This is a genomic window from Bradyrhizobium sp. USDA 4354, assembly GCF_054060315.1.
Genome location: NZ_JBSSDC010000001.1, coordinates 1,630,489 through 1,643,056, shown reverse-complemented (window position 1 = coordinate 1,643,056; position 12,568 = coordinate 1,630,489). Strand labels below are relative to the sequence as shown.

9 protein-coding genes are annotated in these 12,568 nt (G+C 64.7%); 3 read left to right on the top strand and 6 right to left on the bottom strand.

Annotated features, from left to right (window positions below; genetic code table 11):
- Positions 1-117: 117 nt before the first annotated feature.
- On the bottom strand, positions 118-1,164 hold the full coding sequence (locus tag ACVIIV_RS07720) for a GGDEF domain-containing protein (RefSeq protein WP_456748682.1): 1,047 nt from the start codon (positions 1,162-1,164) through the stop codon (positions 118-120).
- A gap of 190 nt (positions 1,165-1,354) precedes the next feature.
- On the opposite strand from ACVIIV_RS07720, the gene leuS reads away from it, so the two are divergent.
- From leuS to holA, 3 genes are all read left to right on the top strand, one after another.
- Complete coding sequence (leuS, locus tag ACVIIV_RS07715) at positions 1,355-3,991, top strand: leucine--tRNA ligase (protein ID WP_456743661.1); 2,637 nt, start codon at positions 1,355-1,357, stop codon at positions 3,989-3,991.
- Positions 3,978-4,529: an LPS assembly lipoprotein LptE gene (lptE, locus tag ACVIIV_RS07710; protein ID WP_456743660.1), complete on the top strand. Its 552-nt coding sequence runs from the start codon at positions 3,978-3,980 to the stop codon at positions 4,527-4,529. Before leuS ends, lptE begins: the two co-directional genes overlap by 14 nt.
- Before the next feature lie 136 nt (positions 4,530-4,665).
- Complete coding sequence (gene holA, locus ACVIIV_RS07705; RefSeq protein WP_456743659.1) at positions 4,666-5,694, top strand: DNA polymerase III subunit delta; 1,029 nt, start codon at positions 4,666-4,668, stop codon at positions 5,692-5,694.
- A gap of 172 nt (positions 5,695-5,866) precedes the next feature.
- On the opposite strand, the gene ACVIIV_RS07700 is transcribed toward holA, so the two are convergent.
- From ACVIIV_RS07700 to mnmE, 5 genes are all read right to left on the bottom strand, one after another.
- Entirely contained in the window at positions 5,867-6,754 is an 888-nt protein-coding gene (locus tag ACVIIV_RS07700; RefSeq protein ID WP_456743658.1) for a ParB/RepB/Spo0J family partition protein, read from the bottom strand.
- 137 nt (positions 6,755-6,891) lie between these two features.
- Positions 6,892-7,821, bottom strand: coding sequence for a ParA family protein (locus ACVIIV_RS07695; protein ID WP_456743657.1), 930 nt, complete (start codon positions 7,819-7,821; stop codon positions 6,892-6,894).
- Positions 7,822-7,849: 28 nt separating this feature from the next.
- Positions 7,850-8,515, bottom strand: coding sequence for a 16S rRNA (guanine(527)-N(7))-methyltransferase RsmG (gene rsmG / locus ACVIIV_RS07690; RefSeq protein WP_456748681.1), 666 nt, complete (start codon positions 8,513-8,515; stop codon positions 7,850-7,852).
- A 114-nt stretch (positions 8,516-8,629) separates the two neighbouring features.
- Complete coding sequence (gene mnmG / locus ACVIIV_RS07685) at positions 8,630-10,510, bottom strand: tRNA uridine-5-carboxymethylaminomethyl(34) synthesis enzyme MnmG (protein WP_456743656.1); 1,881 nt, start codon at positions 10,508-10,510, stop codon at positions 8,630-8,632.
- 540 nt (positions 10,511-11,050) lie between these two features.
- Positions 11,051-12,400, bottom strand: a complete 1,350-nt coding sequence (mnmE, locus tag ACVIIV_RS07680) for a tRNA uridine-5-carboxymethylaminomethyl(34) synthesis GTPase MnmE (RefSeq protein WP_456743655.1) — start codon at positions 12,398-12,400, stop codon at positions 11,051-11,053.
- Positions 12,401-12,568 lie beyond the last annotated feature (168 nt).

The following is a 12,568-nucleotide window of genomic DNA, read 5'->3' as shown; positions in this document are numbered from 1 at the left end:
CAATCCGGGTGAGGGGACTCTCCGCGAGTCCGACTGTCACCGTCTTTGCGGAAGCAGCCCCTCACCCCAACCCTCTCCCCGTAAGAACGGGGCGAGGGAGCACACCTTCGCTGATCGCTAACCCGCAGCCCCGGCACGATCGAGCTCGATCTCCGTCACCACGCGATTGCGGCCGCCGCCCTTGGCGAGATAGAGCGCGCGGTCGCAACGCTCGATCAGATCGGTGATCGCCTCGCCGGTCCGGTACTGCGCCACGCCGATCGACACGCTGATGTTGGGCAGGGTCTCGCCGGTCGAGCGACGCGTGATCGTGCATTCGGCGATCGCGCGCCTGATGCGTTCGGCGAGCTCGGCGCAAGTGGCGAGATCGGCGTCCGGCAGCACCGCAATCAGCTCCTCGCCGCCATAGCGGGCCGGCAGATCCTGCGCGCGAACCTTTTCGCGCAGCACCTTGGCCATCAGGCGCAGCACCTGGTCGCCGACGCCATGGCCGAAATTGTCGTTGAAGGACTTGAAGTGGTCGATGTCGAGCAAGAGCACGCTGAGCGGCTCGCCCCATTCCGCAGTCGCCTGCGCCTTGCGCAGGAATTCATCGAGTGCCCGCCGGTTCGCCAGGCCCGTCAGCGTGTCGGTCCGGGCGCGCTGCTCGGACCGCGACAGCGAATCGCGGATGACGTCGAGCTCGCGGGTCTTTTCCGCAAAGCCTGCTTCCAGCCGCGTCGCCCTTGTGGCGGCCCGCGCCAGCTCGTTCATGAGCTGGGCGACCAGCAGTTTTGAATCGACGCCGGCCCTGCCCTGGTCGGCCACCTGGCTGATGACCTGCATCTGCGAATGATTGTCGGCGATCGCAGTCGCCAGAAACTCCTTGGCGGCCCCCATGAGCGCCTGCAGCCGCTCGGAGGTGTCGACCGCGACGGCACTCACCTGGGGCGCAACATAGGTCTCGAACAGGTCCTGATTGGTGCGGGCGTCGAAGGAACGATTGTGGTCGATGAGGAGATCGATCGCGTTGCGCAGATCGTCATGGCTGCCTGCGAAATACTGGAACCAGACGGCGAAATTGGCCGGGGTCGGCGCAATCCGCTGTTCGGCCATGCTCCGCATCGCCCGTCCGGCGATGGACGCGGCATAGTCGTAATCGGGATCGTCGAAGCTGGAATCCATTGCGCTCATGCGGTGTTGTCGGGCCGCAAATTGGCATTGACCCCTTAATCACACCCCAACGCGGGCCCTCGTAGTTATGCGGAGGCGCGGCCGAAGTTCCCAAGCGCGGCAACCCATTGACCCCCCGAGGTCTTCTATGGCCTAGTCCGCCGTCTTGAGACGGCCGAACCCACAAAAACCCAACGATTCCATGACCTCTGAACGCTATAACGCCCGCGACGCCGAACCGCGCTGGCAACGCCTCTGGGACCAGCAGGCGATCTTCGTCTCCAAGAACGACGATCCGCGGCCGAAATACTATGTGCTCGAGATGTTCCCCTATCCGTCCGGGCGCATCCATATCGGCCATGTCCGAAATTACACGCTCGGCGACGTGCTGGCCCGCTTCATGCGCGCCAAGGGCTTCAACGTGCTGCATCCGATGGGTTGGGATGCCTTCGGCCTGCCGGCCGAGAACGCCGCGATCGAGCGCAAGGTCGCCCCGAAGGCCTGGACCTACGACAACATCGCCGCGATGAAGAAGCAGCTTCGCTCGATCGGGCTGTCGCTGGACTGGTCCAGGGAGATCGCGACCTGCGATCCCAGCTATTACAAGCACCAGCAGAAGATGTTCCTGGACTTCCTGCGCGCAGGGCTTGCCGAGCGCGAGAAGCGGAAGGTGAACTGGGACCCCGTCGACATGACCGTGCTCGCCAACGAGCAGGTGATCGACGGCCGTGGCTGGCGTTCCGGTGCTGTGGTCGAGCAGCGCGAGATGAACCAGTGGGTCTTCAAGATCACGGAGTACTCGCAGGAGCTGTTGAGCGCACTGGACGGGCTGGACCGCTGGCCCGACAAGGTGCGGCTGATGCAGCGCAACTGGATCGGCCGCTCCGAGGGCCTCTTGATCCGCTTCGCGCTGGATGCGGCGACGACGCCGGCTGGCGAGAGCGAGCTGAAGATTTTCACCACGCGCCCGGACACGCTGTTCGGCGCAAAGTTCATGGCGATCTCGGCGGATCATCCGCTGGCGCAGGCCGCCGCTGCCAAGAATCCTGAGCTTGCCGAGTTCATCGCCGAGATCAAGAAGATCGGCACCGCGCAGGAGATCATCGACACCGCGGAGAAGCAGGGCTTTGACACCGGCATCCGCGCGGTGCACCCGTTCGATCCGTCCTGGAAGCTGCCGGTCTATGTCGCCAATTTCGTGCTGATGGAATACGGCACCGGCGCGATCTTCGGCTGCCCGGCGCACGATCAGCGCGACCTCGACTTCGTCAACAAGTACAGTCTCGGCAACACACCGGTGGTGTGCCCGGAAGGCCAGGATCCCAAGAGCTTCGTCATCACCGACACCGCCTATGACGGTGACGGTCGCATGATCAATTCGCGCTTCCTCGACGGCATGACCATTGAGCAGGCCAAGGAAGACGTGGCGAAGCGGCTCGAGACCGAGCTGCGCGGCAATGCGCCGGTCGGCGAGCGGCAGGTCAATTTCCGCCTGCGCGACTGGGGCATTTCGCGCCAGCGCTATTGGGGCTGCCCGATTCCCGTCATTCACTGTCCGAAGTGCGATGTGGTGCCGGTGCCGGATGCCGACCTCCCCGTGAAGCTGCCTGACGATGCGACCTTCGACAGGCCGGGCAACGCGCTCGATCATCATCCGACCTGGAAGCACGTCACCTGCCCGCAATGCGGGGCTAAGGCCCAGCGCGAAACCGATACCATGGACACTTTCGTGGACTCGTCCTGGTACTTCGCGCGCTTCACCGATCCCTGGAACGAGGCCGCGCCGACGACGCCAGGTGTCGCCAACCGGATGCTGCCGGTCGACCAATATATCGGCGGTGTCGAGCACGCGATCCTGCATCTGCTCTACAGCCGCTTCTTCACCCGCGCGATGAAGGCGACCGGGCACATTGCATTGGACGAGCCGTTCGCCGGCATGTTCACGCAAGGCATGGTGGTGCACGAGACCTACCAGAAGGCCGACGGCAGCTATGTGCAGCCGGCCGAGGTGAAGATCGAGGTCGGCGGCAACGGACGCCGCGCAACGTTGCTGACGACAGGCGAAGACATCCAGATCGGCCCGATCGAGAAGATGTCCAAGTCGAAGAAGAACACGGTTGACCCCGACGACATCATCGAGACCTACGGCGCCGACGTCGCCCGCTGGTTCATGCTGTCGGACTCCCCGCCCGACCGCGACGTGATCTGGAGCGACGAGCGCGTCCAGGGCGCATCCCGCTTCGTGCAGCGGCTGTGGCGGCTGGTGAACGATGCCGTCGAACTCGGCAAGGGTGCGCCGGCAGCTCGGCCGGCCAGCTTCGGCCCGGACGCCACCGCCTTGCGCAAGGCCGCCCACGGCGCGCTGGACAAGGTCACCACCGGCATCGAGCGGCTGCACTTCAACGTCTGCCTCGCCCATATCCGCGAATTCACCAATGCATTCTCGGAGGTGCTCCAGCGCCCCGGCCAGCCCGCTGCCGATCTTGCTCCAGATTTGGCTTGGGCGGTCCGGGAGGCCGGCCAGATCCTGGTCCAGCTGTTCTCGCCGATGATGCCGCATCTGGCCGAGGAGTGCTGGCAGGTTCTGGGCCAGACAGGGCTGGTTTCGGAGGCCAATTGGCCCCAAATCGAACGCGATCTGCTGGTTGAAGACAGCGTGACCCTGGTGGTCCAGGTCAACGGCAAAAAGCGGGGTGAGGTCACAGTTGCAACAGCGGCCCAGAATCCGGAAATCGAGGCTGCCGTTTTGGCCCTCGATGCGGTAAAGCTGGCCCTGGATGGCAAGCCCGTCCGCAAGGTGATCATCGTCCCCAAGAGGATCGTGAATGTTGTCGGCTAGGATCCGTATCGCCGCCCGCTTGCTGGCAGTGGCCGCGCTGGCGGCGCTGACGGCCGGCTGCTTCCAGCCGATGTATGCCGAGCGTACCGACGGCACCCCCGGCCTGCGCGAGAAGCTGATGGGGGTCGAGCTGCCGCCGATCAGCAAGCCCAATGCCTCCCGCGAGGCCCGCGTCGGCGTCGAAATCCGCAATGCGCTGGCCTTCAAGCTTTACGGCACCGCGACGGGCATGCCACCGACCCACCGGCTGGACATCCGCTTCATCACCAGCCGCTCCTCGCTGATCGTCAGCGCCACGACGGGACTGCCGACCAGCGAAAATCTCGGCATCGACGCCCAGTACAACCTGATCGAGGTCGCGACCGGCAGGTCGGTCATGACCGGCTCGACCTTCTCACGCGTGTCCTATGACATGCCGGGCTCCTATCAGCGCTTCTCGCGCACCCGCGCTGTGCGCGATGCCGAGGATCGCGCCGCCAACGAGATCGCCGAGAACATCACCACCCGGCTCGCCTCGTTCTTCACCGCGGGCACGTAGTAACCCTTCCGTCATTCCGGGGCATGCGAAGCATGAACCCGGAATCCAGAGATTGTGTATCGAGATTCTCAGGCGCGCAATTGCGCGCCGTAGTTCGGCTCTTCGAGCCGCCCCGGAATGACGCCGTTGGGGCAACATGGTCGCACTACGCGGAAAAGAGATCGACGCTTTCCTCGCCCGCCCCGATGCGGGCCGCCCGATCATCCTGCTCTACGGTCCCGACGCCGGTCTCGTCCGCGAGCGCGCCGATGCGCTGATCGCTTCCGCCGTCGACGATCCCAACGATCCGTTCTCGCTGGTGAAGCTCGACGGCGACGAGCTTTCCGCCGAGCCGTCGCGCCTCGTCGATGAGGCCATGACCGTGCCGCTGTTCGGCGGCCGCCGCGCCATCCGGGTCCGCGCCGGCTCGCGCAGCTTTGCCAGCGGCATCGACACGCTCGCCGAGATGAGCGTGAAGGATTGCCGCATCGTGATCGAGGCCGGTGAGCTTCGCCCGGAATCGCCGCTGCGCAAGGCCTGCGAGAAGGCCAAGACGGCGGTCGCGATCGGCTGTTATCCCGACACCGAGCGGGACCTCGCCAGGCTGATGGAGGACGAGTTCCGCATCGCGAATTTGCGCATCACGCAGGACGCCCGCGCGGCGCTGATGTCGTTCCTCGGCGGCGACCGCCAGGCCTCGCGCAACGAGCTGCGCAAGCTGACGCTCTACGCCCATGGCAAGGGCGAGGTCACGTTGGATGACGTCATGGCCGTGGTCGCCGATGCGTCGGAGCTGAAGCTCGATCCGATCGTCGACGGCGCTTTCGCCGGGCGCCCCGACATCGTCGAGAGCGAATTCGCAAAGGCCATGATCGCCGGCACCTATCCCGGCGTGATCATCTCCGCCGCGCAGCGCCAGGCGGCGTGGCTGCACAAATCCGCGCTCGCCATCGCCGACGGCACGCCGGCCTCCGCCGTGCTCGACGGCGGCTATCCGCGCCTGCATTTTTCACGAAAGCCCGCGGTCGAAGCCGCGCTGCGCAATTTCAGTCCGGCGCGGCTCGCCGCCATCATCGAGCAGCTCGCGACCGCCGCGCTCGACACCCGCAAACACTCCACCCTCGCCGCCGCCATCGCCCAGCGCACGCTGATGGCGATTGCGGCGAACGCAAAGCGGCGGGGTTGAGCTCAACTCTTTCAACGTCATTGCGAGGAGCCCTTGCAACGAAGCAATTCAGAATCCTTCCGCGGACGGATTCTGGATTGCTTCGCTTCGCTCGCAATGACGATGTTGAGGCAGACGCGTACGAAAATGCTCAGCGTCATTCCGGGATAATCGCTCCGGAACGACACGCGAGCTACAGCGCGCCCTTGGCTAGCCGCTTCATCACCTCATCGAGCTGATCGAGGTTGCGGTAGTTGATCTGCACGGAGCCGCCGGGATCGCGGTGATTGACGGTGACCTTGAGGCCGAGCGCGTCGCTGACGCGCCTCTCGAGATCGATCGTATCGGGGTCCTTTTCCTTGCCCCCGGTGCTGCGCGCCTTCTGCGGCTTGCGCTCCGGCACACCTTCCTCGTGTGCAAGCGCCTCGGCCTGGCGGACGTTGAGGCCTTCCTCGACGATGCGCTTGGCGGCGGCGAGCGGATCGGGCACGCCGATCAGCGCGCGGGCGTGACCCGCCGTCAATTCGCCGGTCGCGATGAAGGCCTGCACCTCGGCCGGCAGCTTCGTCAGCCGCATCATGTTGGCGACGTGGCTGCGGCTCTTGCCGACGACCTTTGCGATGTCGTCCTGGCTGCGTTTGAACTCGTTGGCAAGCGCGTGATAGCCCTGCGCCTCCTCCATCGGATTGAGGTCTTCGCGCTGCACGTTCTCGACGATCGCGAATTCCAGCGCGTCGCTGTCGCTGATGTCGACCGGCACGATCGGCACCTCGTGCAGGCCGGCCATTTGCGACGCGCGCCAGCGTCGTTCGCCGGCGATGATCTCGTAGCGATCCTGGGCGCCCTTCACCGGACGCACCACGATCGGCTGGATCACACCGTGTTGCTTGATCGAATCGCTGAGCTCCTTCAGCTCCGCGTCCGAAAACGTGCGGCGCGGATTGCGCGGATTGGCCTTGATGAACTCGATCGGCACCTTGCGCTGCGCGCGCGGACGATCGACATGCTGAGCCTCGCCGCCGACATCGCCGATCAGACTCGCAAGACCTCGGCCCAGTCGCGAACGCGCTTCGTCGGCCATCGCCAGCTCCCTTGGATTCACGGTGCAGCACTCCAGAACTGAATTATCGTAGGGTGGGCAAAGCGAAGCGTGCCCACCGATTGTGTGCGGAAGACGGTGGGCACGGCGAAGACGCCTTTGCCCACCCTACGGCATCGTCAATGCGTCGTGCGCAGCTCGCGCTCGCGCTGGATCACTTCGGTGGCGAGACGCAAGTAAGCTTCGCTGCCGACGCATTTGAGATCGTAGACCAGCACCGGCTTGCCGTAAGACGGCGCCTCGGAGATGCGCACGTTGCGCGGGATCATGGTCTTGTAGACCTTCTCGCCCATGAACTGCCGGACATCGGCGACGACCTGGTTCGAGAGATTGTTGCGCGAGTCGAACATGGTCAGCACGATGCCGTGGATCGACAGGTTGGGATTGAGCGTCGAGCGCACCTGCTCAACGGTCTGGAGCAATTGCGACAGACCTTCGAGCGCGAAGAACTCGCACTGCAGCGGCACCAGGATCGCGTCGGACGCCGCCATCGCGTTCACCGTGAGCAGGTTGAGCGAGGGCGGGCAGTCGATCAGCACATAAGTGTAGTCGGCGTCCGGCGAGACGTTGTTGTTGAGCGCGCCGATCGCGTCGCGCAGCTTGAAGGCGCGGCCGGGCGTGGTGCCGAGCTCGAGCTCGAGACCGGAGAGATCCATGGTCGAGGGCGCGATGTGCAGCCGCGGCACCGCGGTCGAGACCACCGCTTCGCGCAAGGCCGCTTCGCCGACCAGCACGTCATAGGTCGAGCAGGAGCGGTTGCGGCGATCGATGCCGAGGCCGGTCGAGGCGTTGCCCTGCGGATCGAGATCGACGATCAGGACGCGCTCGCCGATCGCCGCGAGCGCCGTGCCCAAGTTGATCGCTGTGGTTGTTTTTCCCACGCCGCCCTTTTGATTCGCCAGCGCGAGAATGCGCGGATGGCCCTGCGGCACTTCGGCTGCTTGGTCTTGGGCAGCTTGGTCTTGGGCTACCTGCTCTTGGGCGGTCTGGTCTTGGGAGGTCTGGTCTTGGGAGGTCTGGTCTTGCTGCGGCTCGTCAGTCACGCTCATCGAAATTCCCCACTCACCCCTGAACGCCTCACCCGCGCCGTTCGGCGGAAGTCAGCTCGACGATCCAACCGTCCCCTGTACGGCTTGAGTGGAGCTGCGGCTGAATATTCCAATATTTAGCGGCTTCGGTCAATTCAGCCTCTACATCTTGACCCTTGAGAAATAGCGCCTTTGCGCCCTGGCGCATCAGCGGCTCCGCAAAGCCGATGAGTTGATGTAGCGGAGCCAGTGCACGCGCGGTGACGCAATCGACGGGGCCGGTGATTCTATCCACATTATCCCCGATCTCAGCGAGATGTACGACTCCCGGAGATGTAGTGACGCGAATTGCCTCGCGCAGGAACGCCGCCTTCTTGGCGATTCGCTCGACGAGGTGGACGCTCGCGCCCGGCCTCCCCGCCATGGCGCAGGCGAGCACGACGCCGGGAAAGCCGCCGCCGCTGCCGAGGTCGGCCCAACGATTTGCTGTCGGCGCGAGATCGACGAGCTGGAGCGAATCAGCGATGTGCCGAGTCCAAAGCTGCGGCAATGTCGAGGGTGCGACGAGATTGGTCTTAGCCTGCCACTCCCGGAGCAGTGCGATGTACCGATCGAGCCGGGCTTCCGTTTCATGTGAAACAGGAGCGAGCTTGAGGGCTGCGGTCTTGTCGGCGGCGATGACCGCGTCGAGCGATTGATCGTTGGCCTTGTCGATCCTTGGTCCGGCCGGCGCTTTGGTTCGCCGGCCAACGGCGCCGCCCTCACCCACCGTGTTTTTCCCTGATGACGATCTGCCGCCGCCCGGCCCGCGTTGTTTCACGTGGAACGCCTATGCGATCGCCTTCGAGGTCTTCCGTGCCTCGCGGCGCAGATAAGCCGCAAGGATGCCGAGCGCCGCCGGCGTCATGCCGTCAATCCGACCCGCCTGGCCGACGGTGAACGGCCGTGCCTTCTCAAGCTTGGCGCGGACCTCATTGGAGAGACCGGGCACCAGCTGGTAGTCGACCTCCGACAGCACCAGCCCCTCGTCGCGTCGGAAGGCTTCGACGTCGGCGCTCTGGCGCTCCAGATAGACGTCATACTTGGCGTCGATCTCGAGATGGGTGGCGATGACGGGGTCGATGGCCGACAGCTCCGGCCAGATTGCACGGACTTGGCTCCAGCCGATCTCCGGATAGGCCATCAGCTCGAAGGCCGAGCGGCGCTGGCCATCCCGGTTCAGCGACAGCCCGTGCTTGATCGCTTCGTTCGGGGTGATGGTCAGGGACTTCGAGAGCGTCCTGGCGGCGTTCAGGGCCTCGATCTTGGCGCGGTGATGCCTGATACGGGCGCTGCCGACGCACCCGAGCGCGATCCCCTTCTCGGTCAGGCGCTGATCCGCATTGTCGGCCCGCAGCGTCAGCCGGTACTCGGCTCGGGAGGTGAACATCCGATAGGGCTCGCTGATCCCACGGGTGACGAGGTCGTCGATCATCACACCGAGATAACCGTCCGCCCGGTCGAACACGGTCAGCACGGCACCACTGGCCGAGAGCGCGGCGTTCAGACCAGCCACGATGCCTTGCCCGGCGGCTTCCTCATATCCTGTGGTGCCGTTGATCTGTCCGGCCAGGAAAAGGCCGCGCAGTCGCTTGGTCTGCAGGGTCGGATCGAGCTCGCGGGGATCGATGTGGTCGTATTCGATGGCATAGCCTGGGCGGACCATCTTCACCCGCTCCAGGCCGGGAATGCTGGCGACGATCGCAAGCTGAACCTCCTCGGGAAGCGAGGTCGAGATGCCGTTGGGATAGACGGTGCTGTCGTCGAGACCCTCTGGCTCCAGGAAGATCTGGTGGCCGTCTCGGTCGCCAAAGCGGACGATCTTGTCCTCGATCGAGGGGCAATAGCGCGGTCCGGAGCTCTTGATCTGTCCAGAGTACATCGGGGAGCGATGGACATTGGCCCTGATCACCTCGTGCGTCGCGGGCGTGGTCCGGGTGATCCCGCACTGGATCTGCGGGGTCGTGATCCGCTCCGTCATCACCGAGAATGGCTCTGGTGGTTCATCGCCGGGCTGCATCTCGACCGCGGACCAGTCGATCGTGGTGCCATCGAGACGCGGCGGCGTGCCCGTCTTGAGCCGACCGAGGGTGAAGCCGGCACGCTCGAAGGAGCTGGAAAGGCCCATCGCAGGCGCTTCGCCGACCCGGCCGGCGGGCCAGTTCTTCTCACCGAGATGGATCAGGCCGCGCAAGAAGGTCCCCGTGGTGACGACCACGGCCCCCGCCCGAAGCTCCCGGCCGTCCGCCAGGCGGAGCCCGGTCACCCGACCATCGGCCACCATGAGCTGGTCGGCCTCGCCTTCGACAACGGAGAGGCCCTCAGTGTCCCGGATCGCGGCCTGCATGGCGGCCGCATAGAGCTTCCGGTCCGCCTGGGCGCGTGGCCCCCGGACTGCGGGGCCCTTGCGGCGATTAAGGACGCGAAATTGGATGCCGCCGGCATCCGCCACCCGGCCCATCAGGCCATCGAGCGCGTCAACTTCGCGAACCAAATGACCCTTGCCGAGTCCGCCGATTGCCGGATTACAGGACATCGCGCCGACGGTGGCGAAGCGATGCGTCACCAGAGCGGTCGTTGCACCCATCCGCGCGGCCGCAGCAGCGGCCTCACAGCCGGCGTGGCCGCCGCCAATCACGATGACGTCGAAGCTTGCTCGTTCTGTTCGCATGGGGGGATTTCTAGCTCAGAGGCAGGAAAGCCGGAAGTGGAAACTCGGGGGCGCCCTGTTTCACGTGAAACGGGAGTCGATCTAGGGGAGAAGGCATCTTTTGCGAAAACAACCCCATGCACAGTAGGAAGAGCGTTGGAAGATGCTTCTGTTTCACGTGAAACGAGATCGAGGCTCCCTACCACGATGGGGTCAGACGCGTTCTACTAAGCCATTGCCTCGTTACCGGGAGGTGCCGATCAGATGCGAGACAGTCGCGTCACGTTCCGTCATTGCGAGCGCAGCGAAGCAATCCAGAATCCCTCCGCGGAAACAGTCTGGATTGCTTCGTCGCAAGGGCTCCTCGCAATGACGGAAATTGAGGCTCGGCCCCAGCCCCGATCGTGCCGACGGGCGAGGAGACTTTACGACGCTCGCGAGCCGCCCACCGAAGCGGACCAGATCAGTCCGCTTTTCGATTGTTTCACGTGAAACAGACCGGGCGTTTCACGTGAAACAAAGGAACGGAACAAAGGCTAGTTCTACAATGAAGAACTAGCGTTACTTTCCGATGCAAAACTTCTGAAAGATGGCCCCAAGGACGTCCTCGACGTCTACCTGGCCCAAGAGCCGCCCCAGCGCGAAAGCGGCGGCACGCAACTCTTCGGCTGCCAGCTCCTCGCCCTCTTCTAGGAGTCCCAGACTCCGACGCAAGCTGTCACACGCCTGGCGCAGCAGGTCGCGCTGGCGCGCACGGGTCACCAAAGCGCCCTCGCCGGTTCCGAAGAATTCGGCGGCAAACTTCACGAGGGCGTCAACCAGTTCCGGAATGCCGTCGCCCCGGCTCGCCGAGATCCCGAACTCACCCTGCAGCCCGGCACCCCCGACCCCGCCCAGATCAATCTTGTTGCGCACAATCCAGACCGAGGAAGCAACACCATCGCCGGATTTCCAGAGCGAGCGCATCGCTTCCGGATCGACGGCTTGCCCGCCTTCGACCAGCCACAAGACCAAATCGGCATCCTCGGCTCGGGCCCGCGCCCGACGCACGCCCTCCTGCTCGACGGGATCGTCGGTCTCACGGATGCCGGCGGTGTCGATGACAGTGACGGGATAGCCGTCGAGATCGAGCTGCACCTCGATCACGTCACGGGTGGTCCCGGCATGCGGCGAGACGATCGCGACCTCGCGGCGCGCGAGCTGGTTCATCAATGTCGACTTGCCGACATTCGGCTCGCCTGCGATCGCGACCACGAGGCCGTCGCGCAGACGTTCAGCTTGTCCCTGTGCCGCAAGGACTTTTGCGATTTCGTCGTGCAGTGCCTTGATCGCTTTCACCGCCGGCGCCCTCAGCTCCGCCGGCACGTCGCCTTCATCGGAAAAATCGATGCCGGCCTCGATCAGTGCGGAAGCCTCGATGATGCGCTCGCGCCAGTCGCGCGCGCGATCGCCGAGCAGGCCCCGCAATTGACGCAGCGCCTGGCGTCGTTGCCGGTCGGTGTCTGCGTGGATGAGATCGTCGAGCCCCTCGGCCTCGGTGAGGTCGAGTTTGCCGTTCTCGAAGGCGCGCCGGGTGAATTCGCCGGGCTCGGCGGCGCGAATATTCGGAATATTAGAAATTTCAGCGAAGAGCGCCGCCAGCACCGCCCGGCCGCCATGGACGTGAAATTCGGCGATGTCCTCGCCGGTCGCACTGGCGGGCCCTGGAAACCAGAGCACGACCGCGTCGTCGATCGGCTGGCCCGCACCGTCCCGGAGCAGCCGGCGGCTCGCCTGCCGCGGCCCCGGGAGCTTACCCGCAAGCGTCGTCAGCACCAGTCCGGCTTGCGAGCCAGAGACGCGTACCACGGCGATCGCGCTGGGCGCCCGCCCGGATGACAGCGCAAAGATGGTTTGGTCTCGCGGATGCATGGCCTATTTGTCCGGCTGGCGGGGAAAAGGCAAACGTCCGTTTCATTCAGTCAGCGGCGGGATTTTGCTGCAACCGAACTCGCAGCAACTACCATATTGCATCGCAATATAATAATCGGAGAATTTTTGCTGCAATAATGACTGCTCGCACGGTGGCCAGGCCGATCA

What these genes read in the sequence shown, in the direction of transcription:
- ACVIIV_RS07720 (WP_456748682.1), bottom strand. Translation starts at nt 1,164, where the DNA reads ATGGATTCCAGCTTCGACGATCCCGATTACGACTATGCCGCGTCCATC.
- leuS (WP_456743661.1), top strand. Translation starts at nt 1,355, where the DNA reads ATGACCTCTGAACGCTATAACGCCCGCGACGCCGAACCGCGCTGGCAA.
- lptE (WP_456743660.1), top strand. Translation starts at nt 3,978, where the DNA reads ATGTTGTCGGCTAGGATCCGTATCGCCGCCCGCTTGCTGGCAGTGGCC.
- holA (WP_456743659.1), top strand. Translation starts at nt 4,666, where the DNA reads ATGGTCGCACTACGCGGAAAAGAGATCGACGCTTTCCTCGCCCGCCCC.
- ACVIIV_RS07700 (WP_456743658.1), bottom strand. Translation starts at nt 6,754, where the DNA reads ATGGCCGACGAAGCGCGTTCGCGACTGGGCCGAGGTCTTGCGAGTCTG.
- ACVIIV_RS07695 (WP_456743657.1), bottom strand. Translation starts at nt 7,821, where the DNA reads ATGAGCGTGACTGACGAGCCGCAGCAAGACCAGACCTCCCAAGACCAG.
- mnmG (WP_456743656.1), bottom strand. Translation starts at nt 10,510, where the DNA reads ATGCGAACAGAACGAGCAAGCTTCGACGTCATCGTGATTGGCGGCGGC.
- mnmE (WP_456743655.1), bottom strand. Translation starts at nt 12,400, where the DNA reads ATGCATCCGCGAGACCAAACCATCTTTGCGCTGTCATCCGGGCGGGCG.